Source organism: Pseudomonas sp. GGS8 (genome assembly GCF_024168645.1).
Classification (GTDB): domain Bacteria; phylum Pseudomonadota; class Gammaproteobacteria; order Pseudomonadales; family Pseudomonadaceae; genus Aquipseudomonas.
The window spans coordinates 4,433,048-4,456,131 of the sequence record NZ_JALJWF010000001.1 but is presented as its reverse complement, the minus strand read 5'-3'; the positions used below and the strand labels follow the sequence as shown (position 1 = coordinate 4,456,131).

The window sequence follows — 23,084 nt, the reverse complement described above, 5'->3', positions numbered from 1 at the left end:
ACGTCCCCGCTTCCGGTGCGTCCTTGGCCAAGCCCTCGAAACGCCCCATGGCAGGTCTGGTCGGGATTTTCATCGCGGCCATGATGGCGGGGTTGAACACCCGTGTCGGCGCATTGGCGCTGGCGGATGTACGCGGCGCGCTCGGTTTTGGCCTCGACGACGCCTCTTGGCTGACCACCGCGTACAGCGCCGGGGAATTGATTGCCATGCCCTTTGCGGCGTGGTCTGCCATTACGCTTTCGCTGCGCCGCTTCGAGCTGTGGATGCTCGGTAGTTGTGCGCTGTTGGCGGTGATCCTGCCCTTCATCCACGATCTGAACCTGCTGCTGACCTTGCGCTTTGTGCAAGGCATTGCCTGCGGCACGACGATCCCGCTGCTGATGATGGCGGCGCTGAAATTCCTGCCACCGCCCATACGGCTGTATGGGCTGGCGCTGTATGCGATGACTGCGACCTTCGCACCCAATCTCTCGATCTGGCTGGCCGGGTACTGGACGGATGGGCTGTTCGACTGGCGCTGGGTGTACTGGCAGATCATTCCCCTGACCATCATCGCCGGATTGTTGGTCGGGTGGGGGTTGCCGCGAGAGCCCATCCAGATCGCACGCTTTGGGCAGCCCAATTGGTCCGGGATGGTCTGCGGCGTGCCGGCGCTCGGCTTGATCACCGTTGCCCTCGATCAAGGCGTACGGCTGGACTGGTTTCATTCGCCGTTGATCACCTTATCGCTGGTGGCCGGGCTGGCCCTGCTGGCCGTCTACCTGCTGACCGAGTGGTATCACCCCTCGCCCTTCATCAAATTGCAGATCCTCGGCCGCCGCAACCTGGGGCTGGGCTGCATTCTGTTCGTCTGCCTGCTGGTGGTGCTGATGTCCAGCTCACTCTTGCCGGCCAGCTATCTCAGCCCTCTGCAGAACTACCGGCCCCTGCAAATGGCGTCGATCGGTTTGATCGTCGCCTTGCCGCAACTGGTCCTGGGGCCTGTGGTGGCGCTGCTGCTGTACCAGAAGTGGGTCGATGCGCGAATCGTGTTTGCGTTGGGGTTGTTGTTGATCGCGCTGGCGTGCTTTTGCGGCGCGCAATTGACCTCCGACTGGAGCCGCGAGCAGTTCGTCGTGGTGCAAACGCTGCAAGCCTTTGGTCAGCCAATGGCGGTGGTATCGATGCTGTTTCTGGTCACCAGCGTTGTGCAACCCCACGAAGGACCTTATGTGTCCGGCACCATCAATACCCTGCGCGCCTTCGGGTCGCTGATCGGTGCTGCGGTGGTCGGACAGCTGATGACCGTGCGCGGTCGTTTCCATGGGGAAATGCTGCTGGACCATGCGGCCCTGACAGATAACGCCCTTGCGCTTGAGCCCTCCCAACTGATGGGTCTCATTGGTCAGCAGTCGCTGGTGCTGTCGATCGCCGACGCCTATCGCGTGCTGGGCATTCTGGCACTGCTGTTGATTCCTCTGGTGCTGCGGCTGACCTACATCCCCGCGCCCTCTTCTTCTCCTTCATCTTCCTCACACGGATAACCCATCATGGCCTTACCAAAGAAAGCCAGGATCATCAGTGCGGTGCTACTGCTTGCGGTGGCGATCGGCGGTGTTCTCTATCTCAATCGCCCCGAATCCAGCGCATCGACCCAGTCCACGGACGATGCCTACGTCCTCGCCGACTTCACCACCGTCGCACCGCAGATATCGGGAACGGTTGATACGGTAATGGTCGAAGACAACCAACAGGTAAAGAAAGGCGATCTGCTCGCGATCATTGACGACCGTGATTTCGTGGTGGCCGTGAACGCGGCGAAGGCCCAGGTCGCCAGCGCCCGGGCCGGCATCGCCAGCCTGCAAGCGCACCTGATTCAGCAGGAAACCGCCATCCGCCAGGCCCAAGCGGCAGTTGCCGCAGACGACGCCGCGCTCAAGCTGGCCAGCGTCAATCAGACGCGTTATCGCAACCTGGCCACCGACGGCTCAGGAACGGTGCAAGCGCGGCAACAGGCCGAAGCGCAATTGAGTATTCAACTGGCCCGGGGGGAAAAGAGCCAAGCGGGTTTACAGGCGGCTCGCCAGCAAGTGGATATCCTGAAAGCTGATCTGGAGAACGCCAGGGCGGCTCTTGCCCACGCGCAAGCCGCACAAGCCATCGCAGAGCTGAAACTTTCCTATACCCGTATCACTGCGCCGATCGGCGGCACGATCGGGCAGAAATCGGTACGTATCGGTGCCTTCGTCAATGCAGGGAAACCCTTGCTGGCGATTGTTCCGCTCGATGCCGTCTATGTCACGGCCAACTACAGGGAGACGCAACTGGCGCGCGTACAAAAGGGTCAAGCCGTGGATATCGAGGTGGATGCCTTGCCGGGCGAGACGCTGCAAGGAACGGTGGACAGCCTGGGACCGGCCAGCGGCGTCAGCTACTCCGCCGTTGCGCCACACAACGCCACTGGCAACTTCACGAAAATCGTCCAGCGCTTGCCGGTGCGCATTCACATTAATCCCGACCAGCCCGCGGCGGCGAAGCTGCGAGTCGGCATGTCCGTGATACCGAAAATCCGTATCCGGTAAATGAACAAAGAACCCACTGCCGCCCGTAAACCCAGCGCGATCTTTATCATCGCACCCGGTATCGATCCGCAAGGCTATCTGTAGCCGCTGCCTAAGGCTGCGTTCGGCTGCATAACAGTCGTAAAACCAGAATCTGCGTACGTCAGGCAGACGGCATTAGCGCAGTGGGAATATTGGCCGCAACGTACTGGATCACCTCATCAAGCAGGTCTATGTCTGGAGCATTGCTCACTAACACTTCCGGGCGGCACCAGGGGTAATCCAGATGCGATACCCATTCCATGATGCAGTGCAGATCAGTCGCTGGCAGGGTTTTCATGTGCTCGATGGTGATAGTGAGACTCTGGACAAGTCCCGACTCGGGGCTGAACTGCCATTCATACAAACCGCAACCGACCCGGGCTTCACCGGAGTGCTTGTCGGACATGCCGACCAGCCATTTACACTGGAATGTTTTGGCCTGCGGTTCAGGTGGGCGTCCCAGGCAGAAGGTATAAACATTTTCGAAGGTCTGACCGAATCGCCTGACCAGCACATCACCGATAGGTCCAAGGCCTTCAACGTGGGGTGGAAACGAGATAGATCCGGTGTGCACGACCATGTCCAGTATCGCGTCTGGCGCAAAGGCCTGGTGTAACAAATGTGGACGGTTGCCGTCCTTGGCGTTGATGTACTGTCGAATCGATAGTTGAGCCGTGTTCATTGTTTGTTCGTCGCATCCATACTGGGTTGAGTGCCGCCTTATACGAGGCTCACATGACTATGACACATGAGCCCGTACGCCTTTATAAAGCGCTATTCCATAAATCCGTCACCAGCATACAACCGGGGGCATGGGTGATGCACAGCGGCGGACGTGAAGCTTGCACCACCGATTGCGGGGTCACGCCGCAGGCCCAGAACACCGGGATTTCGTCGGCTTCGATCGGTACGGCATCGCCGTAGTCCGGGTTGCTTAGCGAATGGATGCCAATCAGCGCCGGATCACCGATGTGTACGGGCGCCCCGTGGACATTGGGCATGCGTGCGGTGATCTGAATCGCCTGGATCGCCGCGGCGGCTTTCATCGGGCGCATGGTCACCACCAGTTTGCCGGACAGGCGAGCGGTCGAGCGTGTGTCGATGTTGGTCCGGAACATCGCGACATTGCGCCCCAGATCTATGTGCCTGAGGCGGATGCCAGCCTCAAGCAGGGGTTGTTCAAAAGAGAACGAGCAGCCGAGGGCAAAGGCGACCATGTCGTCCTGCCACAAATGCTCGATATCCGACGGTTCTTCGCTCAGCTCGCCATGGCGATAGACCCTGTATCGGGGCACGTCATGGCGGATATCAATGGCCGTCCCGAGATTACGAAAATGCGGATCACCCGGTTCGGTAACGTCGAGCACCGGACACGCCTGCCGATTGAGCGTGCAATACCGGAGAAACTCGTTAGCCCAATCATTGGGCAGAATCACGATATTGGCTTGCACCCGACCTTGGGCCAAGCCGCTGGTATGGCCCCGATATTGCCCGGCGGCAATGCTTTGGCGCAGAGCCAGAGGAGAACGCTGCTGCAATTGCTCAAAGGACAGGACTGACTGATTCATCACGGCATCTCTTCAGGTTCGATGACTCTTTTTAGAAAACCATGACGATGCCGTCCAACTAGGAATGTTGTTACCCCCGAACAACTAATAGTTATTCAATGGGCTGTCGGCTGTTGAGACCGGGCGTTGGAACCATTCGAAGCGGGCCGACATCCTCAGCGTATTGGCAAACCACTTGGCGACTCATGTTGACGATGCTCTCGATCAATTCCAGGCCGACTCCGGCGCGCCACGAAGCCACGACATCCAATTGTGGCAAGCTTGTGCCCGGTTCCAGCTGAATCAGCTCGCCACTGGCCAAGGGCTTAGCCACTAATGCGGCCGGTAATGCGCCAATACCGAAGCCGTCTCGAATCAACCGGGTCATGGCTGAAACAGAGTTGACGCAACTGACTCGCGGCGTACTGATGCCATGGGCGTGCAGGAGGTTGAGTACATCCTGATGGGGTCGTGAGTTTTTAACGAAGGTGATGATGCGCTCACTGGCCAACTCGGCAAGGGAGGCAAAGGGGCGGGCATAGATCGAGTTGCTGGCGGCGATCCAGTGCATGGGATAGTGCGCCAATTCGAGATTACGTACGCTTTCGTGGCGGATCAGGTCAGTCTGGAACACGATGTCCAGATAGCCTTTTTGCAGCTGGTCGCACAGGTTGCGCGCGGCGTCGGCGTTGATCTCGATTTCCACGGTGGGGAAAGTCTGCATCAAGGTCGACATAAACGGGCTGAGCCAAGTGTGGATCACTGTATCCATCACGCCGATACGCACCAGGCCCTGCTGCTGGCTGGTGTTGTCCAGCGAGTGCTTCAACGCTCGCTGAACCTCAAGCATCTGCTCGGCATAGTCGAGCACTTTCACACCTTCGGGTGTCAGTGACACCCCACGCGAATCACGCACGAACAAACGCAGGCCCAACTCCTCTTCCAGCGAGGCAATCCGGCTGGAGATAGCGGCCTGAGTGCTGAACATTTTCTCCGCGGTCAGGCTAAAGCTTTGCAGTCGGGCAACCCAGACGAAGGTTTCGAGGAATTTGAGGTTCATGGCGACTCTCATGGCTTTCGCAGCTTTTGTATTTGGGGGTGCAGACACTGCTCTCCCATAGGGAAACATGTTCGGCACCTGGCAATTGTTACTCCAGAAGCCGTCGCACAGGTATCAAATTTTCTTATGTGCAACCTCGCCTTTTTCCCGTTTGACGTCATTCTGCCGCGGCGCGAAGAATCCACCCCATGACGCAGCCACTGCGTCTGGCCCCCCACGACACCGCCTTCACAAAAAAACAATGAGGCGTGTCCGTCATCTTCGCTTGCTGCCGCAGGAACCCCTATGGAAAAGACCATAATTGACAGCGTGCCTTCAGGCACGGGCCGCGCCGGCCCGTTCAGTTGGTACGGCCCTCTGTCAAAAAATGAGAAACGCACATTCTGGAGCTGCAAGATCGGCTATGCCCTGGACGGCATGGACACTCAGATGCTGAGTTTCGTGATTCCCACACTGATCGCCACCTGGGGCATTTCCAAGGGCGATGCCGGAATGATCGGCACCTGTACGTTGCTGGCCTCGGCGGCAGGCGGGTGGGTTGCCGGGATTTTGTCCGACCGCATCGGCCGGGTACGAACCCTGCAGCTGACGGTCCTGTGGTTCGCGCTCTTCACCTTTTTGTGTGGGCTGGCGCAGAACTACGAGCAATTGCTGGTGGCCCGGACCTTGATGGGCTTTGGCTTCGGCGGTGAATGGACGGCGGGCGCGGTGCTGATCGGCGAAGTGATTCGCTCACAGGATCGGGGCAAAGCGGTAGGCATGGTTCAGGCCGGTTGGGCTCTGGGTTGGGGGCTGACGGCGTTGCTCTATGCCGGGTTGTTCAGTTTTCTACCGCCGGAAGAAGCCTGGCGGGCGCTGTTCATGATCGGCTTGGTGCCTGCGTTGTTTGTGCTGGTGATTCGCCGGCTAGTCAAGGAATCGGACACCTTTGAGCACACCCGGCGCGAGCGCAAGGCCAAACCTGAGCAGGACTCGCCGTGGGCGTTTTTCGAAATTTTCTCACCACGGATGCTCAGCACCACCTTGCGTGCGTCGTTGTTGACCACCGGCGCGCTGGGCGGCTACTACGCGATCACCACCTGGTTGCCGACCTACCTGAAAACCGAACGGGGCCTGAGCGTGCTCGGCACCGGCGGATATCTGGCGATGGTTATCGTCGGTTCGTACATCGGCTATGTGACCAGTGCGCTGCTGACCGATGCCATCGGTCGCAAGAAGAACTTCATCCTGTTCGCTGTCGGTTCCATGGCGATTGTCCTGGCCTACACCCAGTTGCCCATCGATAACAGCTTGATGCTCTGGCTCGGTTTCCCGCTGGGCTTTTTCGCCTCAGGGATCTTTGCCGGCATGGGGGCATTTCTCACCGAGTTGTTTCCGACTCGCATGCGCGGTTCGGGCCAGGGCTTCTGCTACAACGCCGGACGCTCCATCGCCGCGCTGTTCCCGTTGTTCATCGGTGCGCTGAGCGACAAGCTGCCAATTGGTACGGGTATCGGAATCTTCGCAGCCGGTGCTTATGGCGTGGTGATTCTGGCGGCGTTGAGTCTGCCGGAAACCCGCGGTCGACAACTCGAGCCCTGAGCCCCGACACGTCTGAGCAAGACGGCCCAGACGTCGCTGATCCACTTCTTATCGACAACATCGGTCGCGAGCGCAACGCCCCCGAGAGGGCTCGCTCGCGCCTGCAAAAGGAGCACGGCATGAACGATTTGATTTCCACCCAACGCTTGTACGTCCCGGCGGGCACATTGCTGGGCTTGAGCCTGCTCTGTGCACCGGCTGCTCAGGCGGACTTCATTGCCGACAGTAAAGGCAGCCTGGAAGCGCGCAATTTCTATTTCAATCGCGATTTCCGCCAGGCCGATTCGCGGGACAAGGCCGAGGAATGGGCGCAAGGCTTCCTGTTGCGGATGGAGTCTGGTTACACCGCCGGCACTCTGGGCTTTGGCCTGGATGCCTTGGGCATGGCCGGTTTCAAACTGGACTCTGGTGGAGGGACTGCGGGCACCAATCTGTTGCCGGCGGATTTGTCCGGTGGCTCCCAAAATAGCTACAGCAAATTGGGCATGACCGCCAAAGTGCGCTTGTCCAACAGCACCCTGAAGCTTGGGACTTTGCAAATCAAGGACCCGGTGGTGAACTCCAATGACACTCGCTTGTTACCGTCTACCTTCAAGGGCGGCGTGGTCAATGTGCAGGAAATCGACCATTTGAAGCTCACGGCCGGTCAACTCACACAGATCAATGTTGTTGACTCCACCGATTATCAGAACATGACCGCCAACCGCATCGGCGGGCAAAGTGACAAGTTCCAGTTTGCCGGGGCTGACTATCAGTTCATGCCGAACCTGACTGCGCAGTACCGCTACGGCAAGCTGGAAAATATCTACCAGCAGAACTACCTCGGGCTGGTGCACTCGCTGGACCTGGGCAAGGGCCAGTCGCTCAAGAGCGACGTGCGCTATGCGCGCAGTACCGAAGACGGCAGTTTCCGTAAGCTCGACAACCAGGCCTTTGGTGCACTGTTTACCTACAGCCTTGGTGGCCATGCTGTGGGCTTCGGCTACCAGCGCATGAGCGGCGACGATCCGTTTCCGTATATCGGGCGCAGCGATCCGTTCCTGGTCAACTTCGTGCAAATCGGCGACTTCGCCAACATCGACGAGCATTCCTGGCAAGCACGCTACGACTACAACTTTGCGGCACTCGGTGTGCCGGGGCTGAGTTTTATGACCCGCTACATCTCTGGCGACAATGTGCAACGCGCAGCGCCAGGTGAAGGCAAGGAATGGGAGCGCAATACCGATATCGCTTATGTGGTGCAGGACGGTACGTTGAAGGGGCTGGGCCTCAAATGGCGCAACGCGTCAGTGCGTTCGAACTTCGGTAATGATCTGGATGAGAACCGCTTGATCCTCAGCTACACCCTGGCGCTTTGGTAAATGCCAGTCGCAGCGTGGCGAGGTATAGGGTGATTACTAGCCAACAAAGCATTGGGGAAGCGCAACGGGAGGCATAAATGCTCAGGCTGTTCCTGTTATTGATTATTTTGTGGTGTGTATTCCTATCGGCTGCAATGGCGTTTGCACCGAAACGTGTGCTGGCTTATGTACAACAAAGTCGCATCTGGATGGGGTACATGAAAACCATATTCAGTATTACAAGCGAATCTCTTGGTAGTAGAGCGGCCATTCGGTGGGTGCGCATTCAAGGAGGAATCGGTTTGGTTGCGGGACTGCTGGCGCAATATGCCTGGCTTATTCATCCTGTCTCTAGCCCATAGGCAGCACCTCACCGGTACGGGCCAACCTCCTCGCCGGAGTGCTCACCGCAAATACACCTGCGCGCCCTATGGCCAGACCAACAGCATCAGCCACCCGTGTTAGCAGCCAGCAGTACACCGACCAGGAAAATGATGGCATAGAGGTCTATTATTGTCGGATACGGTATTACTACCTGAGATTAAATAAACATGACGCCCTACGATGAAAATCCACTTTTAAAAGATGTACGTCGGCGCCGCAAAATGTTCTGGCTTTGGCTCCCTATTGGCTTTTTGATTGACTTTATAGCTATAACATCAATAGATTTTTTTTGGGGAGAACCACCTGAATGGGTATTTACCGCACTTAACATTGGCTGGGGAATCGTTGCTTTCACACTACTAATAAAACTCTCAAATGTGCGCTGCCCCAGGTGCGGGAATAAGGCGCTTCGATTTGTCCCGCTCCTCACCACGAAGTATGTTCACTGCCAATGGTGTGACTACTCATAACATCAACAATTTAACACAGAGGGGGCTTTTGCTGGGCGAGCGAATACAATTCTGGGACTGCCGGGAATTTATCGTGATGAGAATAAAGACAATTACCATCATATTTGAATTTACCGCTGGGATTTCTGGCGCCTCACTGTTCTTTTATCGAAATTATTTGTTTGTTTGTTATGCATGGGAAGGCACGAAAAGCTTAGATGCAACGCATCAGATTCTGGTTAATAATCATGGCGCATTTTCATATATAACCTTGACACAATCAGACCTTCTTAATTTATTGGTTTTTGGGTCTGTGTCTTTATTTGTGCTGATGGTCGTCACCCATCTCTTGCGACGCAAGTACCTCCATTGAGTTAGCCGATGAATGTTCGCGGGCACCGGCCAATATCCGCCGTCTGCGAATGACCGGTTTGGGTTGTGGATTCAACCGGTCGATGCAACAGATTGGCTAAGGACTTAACACGTCAATGAATCGATCGATATCTACTCGGTCAATTTCTCACGAGCAACTCTTCGGTGGCGTCACGTTTGTGCATTCCCTTCGCGTCAAACCTTAGACGGCAGTAGATGAAATGCCTATGCTTGACCTGTCTCAGCCTTTGGCAACGGGGCAAGGATTGAACTGCTCGGAGTACTTAAACTCAGTAAAAAAAGGAATTTTTGTTCCTGGAATCATCCCGCTCACCATTTTTTCTTTATCGCTCAACCTAGAAGATTTCCCTCCTCTTCCGATCAGCAGCGGCTGACCGTCAGCCAATAAATAATCAATCATTTGTCTATGCATCGGTCCATTCCATTTGTGTTGAGCATCTACTGGTAGCAATACAAAAGTATAGTCCGTAGTGAACATATTTAGTGCTTCTGCCGCCTCTCGCGATGTGGCTGTATGGCCACAGAGCACATCAGCGGTTTTCAGAACATGTGCTGGAACATATTTGTCGTTTTTATAGAGACTAAGAATCAGCTCCTGCCGGGTGAGCACTGCCAGACCATGCTCTGCATCGCAGACCGCTTCACTGCCGTACTTCAGCCTGCAAAAACCTGACTCAGATATCGCGACAATGTCATTGGCTGAAACGCCCAAGTCCTGCTCTATCTGAGCCCTAGCCTGTGGGGTTTGGTACGGAATGCTGCAGGCAGCAAGCGTGAGGCTGGCAACCAGATAAATCAGCGGTAAAAGACGCATAGATACCCCCAGACAATTCAGCGCGATGGTAACACTAGTGGGTATAACGCCGTCATCCGGTGTGGGCTTTGCTGGCTCTGCTGGGAGTAGAGCGCAATATTCGTTGGAGCAAAGGGGCCCTGATCTCGGGGCCACGCCATCGGGGCATTTGAATAACTATTTCAGGTTTGTACTCACTGGCAGCTTTGGGTCGATTCTGTTGAAAAGTCGGCGATGGTTTCCACGTTAGAAAAGTACGCGTTTGAGATTGAAATCTTTACATTGAGCAGAGGATTCCGGGCTCGGATTTCGCGTAGCAGCGCGCAAAAAAGGCATTTTCTGCGGTCAATATGCGGCAGTCTGAAAGAACCGACTTTTTCAACAGAATCGGTCGTGTGGCCGCTCTTCGCAATAAACAGCAATAGCCCAAAAGCAGTCAATTTCGCTCCATTTCGGCTACCCTCACACAGCGCCACGCAGCAATCACCGTGTGCTTGGCGCCTCGACATTCTTCCGTAAATGCACCGGAGATCTTCCATGCTCAAGCGTACCCTGGCAGTGGCCGTCGGCTTGTCCTTGTCTTTTTGCACCCTGCTGGCGCAAGCCGCCGAGACCCTGAAAGTCAGCGCGATTCCCGATGAAGCCCCGACCGAACTGCTGCGCAAGTTCAAGCCGCTTGGCGCCTATCTGGAACAACAATTGGGCATGAAGGTTGAGTTCGTGCCTGTCAGCGACTATCCGGCGGTGGTCGAGGCGCTGGCTACCGATCGCATCGACCTGGCCTGGCTGGGCGGCTTCACGTTCGTGCAGGCACGCCTGAAAACCGGCAATGCCATTCCGTTGGTGCAGCGCGAACAGGACGCTCAATTCACCAGCAAATTCATCACCGCCGACCCAGCCGTCAAGTCCCTCGCCGATCTCAAGGGCAAGACCTTTGCATTCGGCTCGGTGTCCTCCACTTCCGGCAGTCTCATGCCGCGCTATTTCATGCTCAAGGAGGGCATCAAGCCGGAAAGCTATTTCAGTCGCGTAGGCTATTCCGGTGCCCATGACGCCACTGTCGCCTGGGTCCAGGCCGGCAAGGTCGACGCCGGGGTGCTCAACGCCAGCGTGTGGGAAAAACTGGTCGCCGCCGGCAAGGTCGATACCACCAAGGTCAAAGTGTTTTCGACCACCCCAGCCTACTTCGACTACAACTGGACGGTGCGCGGAACCCTCGACCCGGCGCTGGCGGCCAAGATAAAGGCTGCGTTCCTGGCGCTCGATCCGGCGAACCCGAGGGACAAGGAGATTCTGGACCTGCAAGCCGCCAGCCGCTTCATCGAAACCAAGCCTGAGAACTACAAGGGCATCGAGGAAGCCGCACGCGCCGCCGAACTGCTCAAATGACATTGCATCTGACCCAGGTCAGCCTTACCCACGCCAACGGTGTCCAGGCGCTGCGTGGCGTGGATCTGCACATCGGTGCACGCGAACAGGTCGCGATCATCGGCCCGTCCGGCGCGGGTAAGTCGAGTCTGCTCAACCTGTTGGCCACCGCCCTGCGACCGGGCAACGGCGAGCTGCAGGTGCTCGGCGAGCGCGTCTGGCAGCTTTCTGCCCGTCAGCGCCAGCGGCTGCGCGCGCGCATCGGTCTGATTCATCAGGCGCCTCCCCTGCCCCCACGCCAGCGCGTGGTCACCGCGGTTCTGGCCGGCAAGCTGGGTCAGTGGGGGCTGGGCAAAAGCCTGCTGAACCTGCTGCATCCACTGGATGTTCCAGGCGCACGCGCGGCATTGGCCAGGCTGGACCTGAGTGACAAGTTGTTCGCGCATTGCCAGCAACTGTCCGGTGGACAGCTACAGCGCGTAGGCATTGCCCGCGTGTTGTATCAAGCGCCCGAGGTGTTGCTGGCCGATGAGCCGGTATCGGCGATGGATCCGGTGTTGGCCCAGCACACGCTTTCGGTACTGTGCCGCCATGCCCGGGAACAGAACGTCACCTTGGTCGCCAGCCTGCATGCGGTGGAGCTGGCCCTGGCGCACTTTTCACGCATCATCGGCTTGCGTGATGGCCAGATCCTGTTCGACCTGGCGGCCAGCGCCGTCGACCGCGAGCTGCTCGACAAGCTCTACGCCAATGAGCAGTTGCAATCCTCGCCGGTTCCTCTGCCTCCCTTGAGCGTGCAGATTCCCCGATGCTGACGTCTGGCACCCGCGATCCGGCCGCCCTGCCCCGTCTGCTGCTCAGTCTGCTGGCCCTTGCCCTGCTGTGGCCGGGTATCCGCTTCAGCGAGTTGGACCTCCGTGTGCTGGTGGCGAGTGACAGTCAGAGCGAGATGGGCCGGTTTGTATCCGCGTTCTGGCCACCGGCCCATGGCGAAGAGTTCATCCAGCTATTGTTGCAAGCCACCCTGCAGACCCTGGCCATCGCCACGGCCGGCATGGCCCTGGCGTTGCTATTGGCAGTCCCCGCCAGCCTGCTTGCCAGTCGTGCTCTGTCGCTGTCCGCTGCCTCCCGCGCTGGCCATCCGAGCTATTGGGGCAAACTGCTGCGTTGGCCCATACGCGGCTTACTGATCTTCCTTCGCAGCGTGCCGGAAATCGTCTGGGCGCTGCTATTCGTGCGCGCGGTCGGCCTCGGCCCGACGGCCGGAGTACTGGCCATTGCCATCACTTACAGCGGCATGTTGGGCAAGGTCTACGCGGAAATTTTCGAGTCGGTCGACCAGCGCCCGGTACACGCGCTACTGCAGTCCGGCAGCGGTCGGTTCGCAGCCTTTTGCTACGGGATCCTGCCCAATGTCGCTGCGGAACTGCTGTCGTACACGGTGTACCGCTGGGAATGCGCAATCCGCGCCTCGGTGGTGATGGGCTTCGTCGGTGCCGGCGGCCTGGGCCAGCAAATGGATCTGTCGTTGCGCATGTTCGCCGGTGGTGAAGTGGCCAGTCTGTTACTGACGTTCCTCGTCCTGGTGCTGCTCGCCGATCAACTCAGCCGCCTGCTGCGCTGGAGGCTGACATGAATCGCCTGTTCAACCTGGCACTGCTCCTGTGCATCGGCGCAGCGGTCGTCGCCTCGTTCAACTACCTGGGCATTGACCTTCGCGAGCTCGGCGGCACCGGCAATCTGAAACAGATGGGTGCTTATGCCCTGCGTTTTCTCAGCCCGGACCTGAGCTCGGGCCATCTGCAAGCCATCGGCCACGGTGCCCTGGAAACCCTTGCCATGTCTGCCCTTGGCACCCTGCTCGCGGCGGTATTCGGCCTGTTATTGGCATTGCCCGCAGCCGGGCGCTATGGCTGGCCTTTGCAGAGCGCGTCACGTCTGGTGCTCAACGCCTTGCGCGCGGTGCCGGAACTGGTGTGGGCCGCGCTGATGGTCCTGGCCGCCGGACTCGGCCCCAACGCCGGCACCCTGGCCTTAGCCCTGCACACCACCGGCGTGCTCGGCCGGCTGTTTGCCGAAGCACTGGAAAACACCCCACCCGAACCCGCCGACGCCATCCGTTTGCAGGGCGCCAATGCCGTATGGGCTTTCTGTTACGGCACCCTGCCCAACCTGTTGCCACAGCTACTGGCGTACATCCTGTACCGCTGGGAAAACAACATCCGCATGGCCAGCGTGCTCGGCTTCGTCGGCGCCGGTGGTTTGGGGCAAATGCTCTATGTCAACCTCAGCCTGTTCCAGGAAGCTCAAGCCAGCACGGTTATTCTGGCGATGCTGTTATTGGTGTTGGCGGTCGATACATTGAGTAGCTGGAGCCGTCAGCGTTGGGTCAAGGCATGAGTCAAGCAATTACCTGAAGACTCTAAGGATGGTGGGTGCAATAGCTCTTTTAATGTCTTTCTTCTTAACGTGGGCACTCGCACAATGAAAAACATAATAGTTGGATTAGGCATGATTCTGCCGTGCGCGATTTCCTACTATGCGGGTGTCCTCATAACATCTTTCGATACAAATCTGTGTTACTCAGAACTCATTGGCAATCTTTCCGATCAAGCACAAGTCGTGGCCATGTCCAAGGACCCCGCCGAGATGGAAAAATATGCAAAAATAATTAAGAACTTGCCACTAGAAGGTTATGAGTCAAACTGCTCGATCATTCGTTCTTATGCGCAAAAACAGCAATTTTGATGCCTAAATAGTCCATAGTGACGGCAGTAATTGAGCAAAGCGTCAATTTCAACACGATTACAATTGTAGTTTGTGCCCTGCCGGAGAAGATGTCCGCACTGGACTCGCTCATCCCGCAGCCCTGCCATACTGTTCAACATGACCCGTGCAACCTTCCGCTTCTACGAGGAGCTCAACGATTTCCTGCCGGCCGAGCGACGGCGGCAGTCCTTCACTTGCGAGTGCGCGCAAGGGGCGACGGTCAAGCACATGATCGAGGCGCTCGGGATACCGCACACCGAAGTCGAGATGGTCTTGCTCAACGGCGAATCGGTGGGTTTCGAGCGAGTGATTTTCGACGGTGACCGGCTGGCGGTGTATCCCAAGTTCGAAGCGCTGGACATCAGCCCGTTGCTCAAGGTTCGTGCACAACCTTTACGGGTGCTGCGCTTCATCGCTGATGCGCACCTTGGCGGGCTGGCCAGCCTGCTGCGCATGAGCGGCTTCGACACCCTCTACGACAATGGCTTCGATGATGCCGAGATCGCCGAGATCGCTGCGCAGCAAGGACGCATCGTGTTAACCCGCGACCGCGAACTGCTCAAGCGGCGGATCATCAGTCACGGCTGTTACGTGCACGCTCTGAAACCGTCGCTGCAGTTGCGCGAATTGTACGAGCGCCTCGACCTGGCGCGTAGCGCGCGGCCATTCAGCCTGTGCCTTCATTGCAACCTGCCGCTGCACGAGATCAGCCCGGAACTGGCCCGGCCGCAGGTGCCACCACGCGTTGGCGTCCTCTATTCGCACTTCCTGCGCTGCGACGCCTGCCAACGGATTTACTGGGAGGGTTCGCACTGGCGCGGCATGTGTGCACTGTTGGCACCTCTGCTGAACCGATAGCCGAGTGCATCGGGCCGGCTGCGTTGCCAGGAATCACTGGCTTTGCATCAGGTAGATAACGGCCAGAAGCAGTCCTTCAAATGACAGTCACTGCTGAGCATGAACGGCTTTGTTCGAACGAAAGACCAGGCAGCTCGCCGCCACTAGCACCCATGCAGCAATACCGCCATACAGCATCACCCAGCCAAACCCATGCGCTAAAGCTGCGTTGGCGACATCGACCGGAATCGTGATCCCTTGGCCAGTTTGCACCAGCACGGCAGAGTTGCCGGCCGAAATATTCTCCGCCAGCCATCTCAGTTGCACCTCATCGGGCGAGCCAGGTAACTGGTCGCGCAAGGAAGACCGGATACCTTCCATCAAGATGAGTCCCATCAGCGCGATATTGATTGCAAGGCTGATCATGCGAGCGCTGATATCGATGCCCGATGCCATGCCAGCACGTTCACTGGGCACCGATCCGGTGGTGGTGTTGGTAACAGGCGTATTGGTCAGCCCCAGTCCAATTCCGGCGATCAGGCAGCCCGGGAGCATCGTCAGCCAGCTGGCGTGCGTGACACTGCTGCCCCATTTCATCAACAGGAACCCCAAACCTATGGTGAACAAACCTGCGGGAATCACCACCTCAGGTCGATAGCGCATCGCCAGCCGTTCACCTATCGGGGGAACAACCAGCGTCGGCAGCGTATAGGCCAGCAGTGCCAGACCGGTGCCGACACTGGCGTAGCCCAGACTATTTTGAAAGTACAGGGGCAGGTAAATCATGAACGGCCAGAAGCTGAAGTTCATGCCTGCCGACCCTAGCAACGCACCCGAGAAGCGACGGATGCGCAATACCGAGAAGTCGAACATGGGATCGACATAGCGTCGCTGCGCAACGACAAAGACGATGAAGCTGACCATTGCCACAATCAGACTGGTGATGGCCGAACCGCTGGAGAAACCCTCCCCCGCGCCCTGAGTGATGAACCAGGAAAGGCCTAACACAGCCAGTGACAACGAAATAATGCCCAACACATCCAGCCTGCGACGCTGCGGATCACGTGACTCATCGACACCCGCGATCACCAGCACCAGCGCGAACACGGCAATGGGCGCATGCACCAGAAACACCCATTCCCAACTCGACAACGCCACGATAACGGCGCCGATTATCGGGCCAAATCCCAAACCGATGCCGAACACGATTCCCCAGGCACTGAACGCTTTGCCGCGCGCAGCCCCCGACTGGAATCGGTGAGACAGCACGGCCACCTGACAGATCAGCATCGCACCACCGGACATGCCTTGCAGGAATCGGTTTGCGATCAACACGCTGGCGTTTTGCGCCCATCCACAGCCCAGTGAGGTTATGCCGAAAAGCACCAGGCTGATGACAAACACTCGCTTGCGCCCATATCGATCCGCCAGTGTGCCGGTGGCCATCAGTACCGTGGTGCAGGCGATGGTGTAGGCATTCATGATCCACTGCATATCGTTGAAATCGCTGTGCAGAACCGATTCAAGAGTGGGCAGGATTGCCGGCACGCTCGAGATTTCCAGGCCGAACATCAACGACGCCAAGCACACGGCGGCGATGGTGAATATATCCTTTTGCGAAGAAGAGAACTGCATCGTGATCTTCCAGATCAAGTTGATGGGCACTGACAAGACCGCACTGAACGCCATCAGGCGTAGAGACGCGAGAGCCTCGCCAGCGTCACCCGGCACAAGTCCAAGTGACCGGCCGCATTCTGGAAGTAATTAAAAAATGACAGAAATGATTTAATTTCGTAAGTTTTATTAATATTCGTCATGAGTTGACTTAATGGACTTCGACCCAGCTCTGTTGCGTGCTTTTGTCGCGATCAAGGACACCGGTAGTTTCACTCGTGCTGCAGAGCGGCTGCACTTGAGCCAGTCAGCGATCAGTCATCAGATCCGCCGTTTGGAAGAACAGGCCGGTACCACGCTACTGGTACGCACCACCCGACGTTTGACGCTGACGGAAGATGGCGAAGATTTTCTGCGCCATGCCGAACAAATCCTCAGAGCACAAGACGCCCTCTCCCGACGTTTCGAAGCGTCGCCGGTATCCGGGGCCGTGCGCTTCGGTGTGCCAGAAAACTTTATCGGCGACGGCCTGCCGCCGTTACTGACTCGGTTCGCCAGACAATTTCCCGCCGTACGCCTGGATGTAACCGTCGGCACCTACCTCGATCTGCGCGCGCTGGTTGATGCCGACGGGCTCGATCTGGCCGTAGTCATGGCATTGCCAGGCAGCCAGGTCGGCGGTACCGTGCTGCGCGAAACCCGGTTTGTCTGGGCCGCTGCGCAGAGTTTCGACTTTACCGGCGATGCCCCTTTGCCGTTGGCGTTTGCCCCAGCGCCCTGCTTGCACCGCCAGGTCGCCGTTGATGCGTTGGAGAGTTCCACCGTGGATTGGCGGGTCGCCTTTACCTCTCCAAGTCAACAAGGACTGAGAGCGGCGGTATTGGCGGGACTTGCCGTCACCGCCCTACCGCTGGGCGATCTAGAGCCCGGAATGGTGGTGATTGACGGTCAACATGGCCTGCCACCGCTGCTGGATGCTGATTTCAGACTGATATGGAGTGTCACGGGAAAGACGCCCGCGGCCAATGCCTTTGGACAACTGCTGGTGGAGATGTCTGAGTCGCCATCGATCTAGAACAAGCTGGCTGCCATTGGCATTCCAGAGTAGGTGCGCTGTTGATTGCGAAGGGTTGCTTTAAGTCCAGAGTGTGTAAAAAGCCCCAAATCTCGAGAGCCCTGTGTAAAACTCTTATCTCGATGGACGTTGAGGTCACGAGCGACCTTGCTTTTGGAACATCTCATTTCCGTGACGAACACCGTCCACAGGACTCGCGAGCAAGCACATGATCGATGGTTCCGCCGTTTTGACAGTCTTTTTGATCTACTTGGCCGGTGTCGTTATCCCAGGGCCAAATTTCGTTGCAGTGGTGCATAAAGCGGTGGCTGCTACACGTTCAGAAGCTCTGGCCTTGGTAGCGGGCATCGTACTGGTCAATTTGTTCTGGTCCACCTGTGCAATTGCAGGTCTCGGGGTTGTATTTGCTGCGCTCCCTTGGGCTGCGCTTGTTGTAAAGGTTCTGGGCGCCGCCTACCTGATGTGGTTCGGATTCCGACTGCTGATCAACGCAGGGAAGAATGCGCTTGGCCCGCCAAATGATGCCGTCGCCGGTAGTTGCCGGCAGTCTTTTCTTCAGGGGGTGATTACCAACATTGGCAATCCCAAGTCCATGGCCTTCTATGCCGCTGTCTTTTCAGCCGCAGCCCCCGCTCACGTTTCGCCAGGCACGTTTTTGTCGATGCTGGCAGTTGTAGTGGTGGTTTCAATGACCTGGTATGGAATGGTCGCAATCGCTCTATCGCAACCTAAGATTGCTTCCACGTATCAAGGGAGGAAAAAAGCCATCGATCGACTGTGCGGCGGTTTGATTTTGTCTCTGGGGGTCCGCCAGTTGGTTTAGCAATCCCGCGATTGATTCGCCTGACAAAATCACCCTACCCCGCACTCAACTCCCACAGCACATCCAGCACATGTTGCGTAGGCCGTTCGATGTCCTGACTACGGTGGGCAATACCAAGTTGACGCCACAATAAGGGCTGTAATGGCCGCATGACGATCCTGGTATCAGGCAATGGCGTGGAGGCCTCATGCGGCAACAACGTCGCACCATAGCCAGCCGCCACCAGGCTTTTGATCGCATCGTTGTAGTTCAGTTGAATACGCGGCGCAGGCTGCCGTCCGCCGCTGGCGAACCACTCCGAAGTCAAGCGTGAAAGACGAGTGGTGTTGTCATTCAGAATCAATGGCTGAGCAGACAGCCAGTCGGGAGTCACAACCTCCGGGGCTTCCCAGCGAGCCGGCAAGAAGGCCATGACCGGGTCCCGTCGCCACGGCTCGATCCGCAAGCCCTTCACCGGAGGCTGCGGCAGCGCGACCAAACCGATCTCCAAAGAGCCCTCGGCAAGCTTCTTCAAAGTTTCCTGCGATGTGAGCACCGCGACCTGCACATCGATCGCGGGATGGCGTTGGCTCAACGTCTCCAAAGCGTGCGGCATCAACTGTGCGATGGCCCCTGTGGAGGCACCTAGCCGCACACGCCCGGCCAATCCCTGTACCTGACGCTCCACGTCCTCAAGCGCCTGCTCCGCATCCGCCAACAGGCGCCGCGCGCGTTCCACCAGTGTTCTCCCTATCGCTGAAGGCTGAATGCGCCCACGCGTACGCGATAACAGCTTGCCGCCCACGCGCGACTCCAGGTCGGCGATATGCAAACTGACGGTGGGTGGCGCAAGGTGCAGCACACGGGCCGCCTCGGCAAACGAACCCAGGTCGGCAATTGCCACCAACGTGCGCAGACGGTCCAGGCTGATTTCACGCATGAGTGACTCCTTGTTCAGAAAAACTGACTTTCATCGTTTGTAAATTCAACTTTTCCTATCTTAACGCCTCGCTGAAGATTGGAACTCCTGAATTCCAATGTCCGAGAGCATTCCATGGTAAGTCCCCTTGTATTCATCGATGGCGACCAAGGCACCACCGGGTTGCAAATCCATCAACGCCTACGCGACCGGAAGGATCTGCGGCTTAACACACTCAGCCCCGAATATCGCAAGGATCCGCAACGTCGCGCCGAAGCCATCAACAACTGCGACATCGCGATTCTCTGCTTGCCCGACCAAGCCGCACGCGACGCTGTAGCGACCATCGAAAACCCCGCCGTGCGGGTGATCGATGCGAGTTCGGCACACCGTACCCATCCAGAATGGACCTATGGTTTCGCGGAGATGAATCCGCGGCAGACCCGACGCATCGCCGCCGCGCGACGGGTCAGCAATCCCGGTTGCTATCCAACGGGGGCGATAGGGTTGCTGCGCCCGTTACTGGAGGCCGGATTACTGCCCAGGGATTACCCGATGAACATTCATGCCGTGTCGGGTTATTCCGGGAAAGGACGTGTCGGAGTGGAAGAGCATGAAGGAGAAGGCGCAGCACAGGCTTCGGCGTTTCAGGTCTATGGGCTGGGGCTGGCACACAAACATATTCCGGAGATTCAGCAGCAAAGCGGTCTGACAGAGCGGCCGATGTTTGTGCCGGCCTATGGCGCTTTTCGGCAGGGGATCGTACTGACCATCCCCTTGCAAACACGGTTGTTGGCGCCAGGTGTGAGTGCGGTGCAGTTGCATGCGTGTCTGATGCAGCACTACGTCGATGCGAGCCATGTGCAGGTGATGTCGATGCAGGAGGCTAAAGGGTTGACGTACCTTGATCCTCAGGCGCTGAACGGGACTGATGGTTTGCGATTGTCAGTGTTTGAGAATGATGAAACGGGCCAGGTTTTGTTGGCTGCGGTGTTCGACAATCTTGGGAAGGGAGCAGCTGGAGCGGCAGTGCAGAATCTGGATTTGATGCTTGCAGGAACATGACTCAGATTACCGCGAAAATCAGCGTGACATCCTCGTCTCGAGCCAGGATTAGAGGCAGTACCATGGGTACGATGAGCCCCCCCCAGGAACTGCCTCGTTATGCGGGTCGCAATGAGCCGGCAGATGAAGTTGTGGTCAAGCCAGGTTCGTACCTGAAGCCGCCCCCCCACTTAAAGGTAATACCCAGACAAAAACACAGGCTTCAATTTGTAGAGAAAACATCCTGTTTTGGCGTAAAAAATCGAGCAAACAATTCGGACTGCGACTTGATATTTAATTTGGCATAAATATTACGACGGTGAACTTTTATCGTTTCCGCCGAGAGAGAAAGCTTTCCGGCTATCTCTTTATTAGAGAAGCCACTAAGCAACAACCTGAGCACATCACTTTCGCGCGTTGTTATTTGTGTACCAAGCTGGGTAATCGTTTCTGGCCATAGAGGTGGTTCAGTCAGTTTTTTCTCTACATCAACTTCAAAACACATGCGCTGTTGCATTAATGCAATCACCCACGGCTTGATAATATCAAGCATTGTTATTTGCTCTTGATTAAAACGGACCTTGCTACCAACGGAAATACATAACGTTCTATCGGAGTCGAGCTGGACATTGTACTGCGCCTCATCGACAGAGATATACTGTGCAAAATATTGATGATAATACTCAGTTTCAAGGAAGTATTCCGGCGCAATATCCAGCAGATGAAAGAAACCGCTCTGTGGGTTTTCTCGATTAGCTATATAAAATGGATCCAGCAAATACAACCCTGTAACATAGCGATGAATGAACGCATCTACCTCCTCCGCATCTGCCACCTCAGGAAGACTAACAACTTGCACTTGTTGACTGCTGAAAATCAATACAACCCAATTATCGACTTGCACGTATTCATTCAATGTACGAATAAGCGAACTCCAGAATTCTGGACGGTTCAACTGCATGATCAGCTTCCCAATCGATCGGTGCCACGCCAGGCTATGAAGGTCGAACGGCATTTTCTACCCCTTTAGGGTTAGGGATTCGTAGGTCAGAGCTAAGTATTCGTAGGTATTTACTATTCGGTAATGCCCGGTATATTCACTGGCAGGGCTTACGATGGCCATGAGGGCACATCGTCTTGACAAGGATGTTGCATGAGAAAATCACATTTGCGAACTCTTTTTTCAGCCTCGCTTCTCTGTGCAGGGATGAGCACATCAGTGGGGGCTGTAGAGTCTGGGATGTATCTGTACAACTGGTTCGGGTTTATCGCACCGGAGACCCCAAAGGAGTTTGAGCAGGAAACCGGCACCAGGATGCATATGGATGCGTTCGACAGCGCCGAAATCATGCAAAGCAAGTTAATGGCTGGGCACACTGGGTATGACGTGGTTGTGGCTACCTCCAATGTGTTGCCAGGCCTGATCCAGGCGGGATTACTTCAGCCGTTGGATCGTGATCAACTAAGTAATTTGTCGCATATCGACCCTGATATCTTGTCCCAGGTCGCGGTCAATGATCCTGGTAATCGCTATGCTGTGCCCTATTTATGGGGCACTACCGGCATTGGCTATGACGCTGACAAAGTCAAAGCGGCATTGGGTGATAATGCTCCGGTGAATAGCTGGGATTTGATCTTCAAAGAGGAAAACATTAGCAAGCTCCAGTCGTGTGGTGTGGCAATGCTTGACTCTCCAAGTGAGATCATTTCGATTGCTTTGCATTACCTTGGACTCCCTGGCAACAGCAGGAACCCGGATGATTACCAGAAAGCTCAAGCCTTGCTGTTAAAAATCCGCCCCTACGTCCTCTATTTCGACTCATCCAAAATCGACGCTGACCTGGCTGACGGCAATATTTGCGTAGTTGTGGGATGGGCCAATGGTGCCCTTGCTGCGCAGGCCATCAACGAGAAGGCCAATACTGGACGCAAGATTCACTACAGCCTTCCTCGCGAAGGGGCGCTGGTCTGGTCGGAAAATCTGGTTCTGCTAAAAGACGCTCCCCACCCGAAGGAAGGTATGGCGTTCATTAATTATATGTTGCGACCAGAAATTATTGCCAAGACCTCAAACCACACTCTATATCCTAACGCTAATAAAGATGCCACTGAGTTTGTCGAACAGAAGCTGCGAGACAATCCTTGGATTTATCCGGACAAAAAGACTATTGCTACACTTATTCCACTTGAGCCACTGCCATTGAAGCTGGAACGAATCCGCACACGGATCTGGACCAAAGTGAAGAGTGGTGTGTGATCTGACTTGATTTGTCGCCTGTTGCTCGATGCAAGTCCTTATTTTATACGTGGGCGTGGGGCGAGCAGCAGGTTGACGCTATTTATGTCCGAAGAGTAAGACACAAACGCCGATATACAGCGGACGCTGAGCCAGTGGGTTAGTGTCTGTTACTTCACTTTGTCCGGCATTACCCAGAGTGCTCTCCGGTCCATTGTTTAAACGCCCGGTGGAACACACTCGCCTTGCAGAATCGTTTGTAAAACTGGCTGAGCCTCTCTCGGTTATAGG

The 23,084-nt window shown here is 56.6% G+C and carries 21 protein-coding genes; 14 read left to right on the top strand and 7 right to left on the bottom strand.

What is annotated here, in order from left to right:
• Nucleotides 1-47 precede the first annotated feature (47 nt).
• Both J3D54_RS20095 and J3D54_RS20090 read left to right on the top strand, forming a co-directional pair.
• Nucleotides 48-1,523 (top strand): MFS transporter, encoded by a 1,476-nt coding sequence (locus J3D54_RS20095; protein ID WP_367399653.1) that lies wholly within the window; start codon nt 48-50, stop codon nt 1,521-1,523.
• A 6-nt stretch (nt 1,524-1,529) separates the two neighbouring features.
• Nucleotides 1,530-2,561 carry an HlyD family secretion protein gene (locus J3D54_RS20090; protein ID WP_253421975.1) on the top strand — a complete coding sequence of 344 codons (1,032 nt, stop codon included), beginning with the start codon at nt 1,530-1,532 and terminating at the stop codon, nt 2,559-2,561.
• Between the two features lie 142 nt (nt 2,562-2,703).
• Here the strand turns inward: J3D54_RS20090 and J3D54_RS20085 are convergent, their stop codons facing one another.
• The 3 genes from J3D54_RS20085 to J3D54_RS20075 form a co-directional block, all read right to left on the bottom strand.
• Entirely contained in the window at nt 2,704-3,264 is a 561-nt protein-coding gene (locus J3D54_RS20085) for a hypothetical protein (protein ID WP_253421972.1), read from the bottom strand.
• A gap of 82 nt (nt 3,265-3,346) precedes the next feature.
• Nucleotides 3,347-4,150: a putative hydro-lyase gene (locus J3D54_RS20080; RefSeq protein ID WP_253421969.1), complete on the bottom strand. Its 804-nt coding sequence runs from the start codon at nt 4,148-4,150 to the stop codon at nt 3,347-3,349.
• A 91-nt stretch (nt 4,151-4,241) separates the two neighbouring features.
• A complete protein-coding gene (locus J3D54_RS20075) occupies nt 4,242-5,189 on the bottom strand; it encodes a LysR family transcriptional regulator (protein WP_253421960.1) in 948 nt (315 codons plus the stop codon).
• A 285-nt stretch (nt 5,190-5,474) separates the two neighbouring features.
• Here J3D54_RS20075 and J3D54_RS20070 point away from each other — a divergent pair, with 285 nt between their 5' ends.
• The 3 genes from J3D54_RS20070 to J3D54_RS20060 all read left to right on the top strand — a co-directional run bounded on the left by J3D54_RS20070 (nt 5,475) and on the right by J3D54_RS20060 (nt 8,472).
• The gene (locus J3D54_RS20070; RefSeq protein ID WP_253421956.1) at nt 5,475-6,770 is read left to right on the top strand and encodes an MFS transporter; all 1,296 of its coding nucleotides are present in this window, start codon (nt 5,475-5,477) and stop codon (nt 6,768-6,770) included.
• Between the two features lie 119 nt (nt 6,771-6,889).
• Nucleotides 6,890-8,131 carry an OprD family porin gene (locus J3D54_RS20065; RefSeq protein ID WP_253421953.1) on the top strand — a complete coding sequence of 414 codons (1,242 nt, stop codon included), beginning with the start codon at nt 6,890-6,892 and terminating at the stop codon, nt 8,129-8,131.
• A 77-nt stretch (nt 8,132-8,208) separates the two neighbouring features.
• A complete protein-coding gene (locus J3D54_RS20060; RefSeq protein ID WP_253421950.1) occupies nt 8,209-8,472 on the top strand; it encodes a hypothetical protein in 264 nt (87 codons plus the stop codon).
• Between the two features lie 1,084 nt (nt 8,473-9,556).
• Here the strand turns inward: J3D54_RS20060 and J3D54_RS20055 are convergent.
• On the bottom strand, nt 9,557-10,150 hold the full coding sequence (locus tag J3D54_RS20055; RefSeq protein ID WP_253421948.1) for a hypothetical protein: 594 nt from the start codon (nt 10,148-10,150) through the stop codon (nt 9,557-9,559).
• Between the two features lie 516 nt (nt 10,151-10,666).
• On the opposite strand from J3D54_RS20055, the gene J3D54_RS20050 reads away from it, so the two are divergent.
• From J3D54_RS20050 to J3D54_RS20030, 5 genes are all read left to right on the top strand, one after another.
• Nucleotides 10,667-11,518 carry a putative selenate ABC transporter substrate-binding protein gene (locus J3D54_RS20050; protein WP_253421946.1) on the top strand — a complete coding sequence of 284 codons (852 nt, stop codon included), beginning with the start codon at nt 10,667-10,669 and terminating at the stop codon, nt 11,516-11,518.
• Entirely contained in the window at nt 11,515-12,312 is a 798-nt protein-coding gene (locus J3D54_RS20045; RefSeq protein ID WP_253421944.1) for a phosphonate ABC transporter ATP-binding protein, read from the top strand. Before J3D54_RS20050 ends, J3D54_RS20045 begins: the two co-directional genes overlap by 4 nt.
• Complete coding sequence (locus J3D54_RS20040) at nt 12,306-13,133, top strand: ABC transporter permease (RefSeq protein ID WP_253421930.1); 828 nt, start codon at nt 12,306-12,308, stop codon at nt 13,131-13,133. The genes J3D54_RS20045 and J3D54_RS20040 overlap by 7 nt, the downstream gene beginning before the upstream one ends.
• Nucleotides 13,130-13,897, top strand: coding sequence for a phosphonate ABC transporter, permease protein PhnE (gene phnE / locus J3D54_RS20035; RefSeq protein ID WP_253421927.1), 768 nt, complete (start codon nt 13,130-13,132; stop codon nt 13,895-13,897). The genes J3D54_RS20040 and phnE overlap by 4 nt, the downstream gene beginning before the upstream one ends.
• A gap of 486 nt (nt 13,898-14,383) precedes the next feature.
• Complete coding sequence (locus J3D54_RS20030; protein ID WP_253421924.1) at nt 14,384-15,124, top strand: Mut7-C RNAse domain-containing protein; 741 nt, start codon at nt 14,384-14,386, stop codon at nt 15,122-15,124.
• Between the two features lie 87 nt (nt 15,125-15,211).
• Here the strand turns inward: J3D54_RS20030 and J3D54_RS20025 are convergent, their stop codons facing one another.
• A complete protein-coding gene (locus tag J3D54_RS20025; protein ID WP_253421921.1) occupies nt 15,212-16,738 on the bottom strand; it encodes an MFS transporter in 1,527 nt (508 codons plus the stop codon).
• Nucleotides 16,739-16,931: 193 nt separating this feature from the next.
• Between J3D54_RS20025 and J3D54_RS20020 the strand changes: the two genes are divergently transcribed.
• Together J3D54_RS20020 and J3D54_RS20015 are read left to right on the top strand one after the other, a co-directional pair.
• Nucleotides 16,932-17,792, top strand: coding sequence for a LysR family transcriptional regulator (locus J3D54_RS20020; RefSeq protein WP_253421918.1), 861 nt, complete (start codon nt 16,932-16,934; stop codon nt 17,790-17,792).
• Between the two features lie 208 nt (nt 17,793-18,000).
• The gene (locus J3D54_RS20015; protein WP_253421914.1) at nt 18,001-18,615 is read left to right on the top strand and encodes a LysE family translocator; all 615 of its coding nucleotides are present in this window, start codon (nt 18,001-18,003) and stop codon (nt 18,613-18,615) included.
• A gap of 34 nt (nt 18,616-18,649) precedes the next feature.
• Here the strand turns inward: J3D54_RS20015 and J3D54_RS20010 are convergent, their stop codons facing one another.
• Nucleotides 18,650-19,534 carry a LysR family transcriptional regulator gene (locus J3D54_RS20010; protein WP_253421911.1) on the bottom strand — a complete coding sequence of 295 codons (885 nt, stop codon included), beginning with the start codon at nt 19,532-19,534 and terminating at the stop codon, nt 18,650-18,652.
• Nucleotides 19,535-19,648: 114 nt separating this feature from the next.
• On the opposite strand from J3D54_RS20010, the gene argC reads away from it, so the two are divergent.
• The gene (gene argC, locus J3D54_RS20005) at nt 19,649-20,578 is read left to right on the top strand and encodes an N-acetyl-gamma-glutamyl-phosphate reductase (RefSeq protein ID WP_253426665.1); all 930 of its coding nucleotides are present in this window, start codon (nt 19,649-19,651) and stop codon (nt 20,576-20,578) included.
• 202 nt (nt 20,579-20,780) lie between these two features.
• Here the strand turns inward: argC and J3D54_RS20000 are convergent, their stop codons facing one another.
• On the bottom strand, nt 20,781-21,572 hold the full coding sequence (locus J3D54_RS20000; protein ID WP_253421909.1) for a response regulator transcription factor: 792 nt from the start codon (nt 21,570-21,572) through the stop codon (nt 20,781-20,783).
• Between the two features lie 138 nt (nt 21,573-21,710).
• Here J3D54_RS20000 and J3D54_RS19995 point away from each other — a divergent pair, with 138 nt between their 5' ends.
• Nucleotides 21,711-22,814, top strand: coding sequence for a polyamine ABC transporter substrate-binding protein (locus J3D54_RS19995; protein WP_253421907.1), 1,104 nt, complete (start codon nt 21,711-21,713; stop codon nt 22,812-22,814).
• The last annotated feature ends 270 nt before the right edge of the window (nt 22,815-23,084 follow it).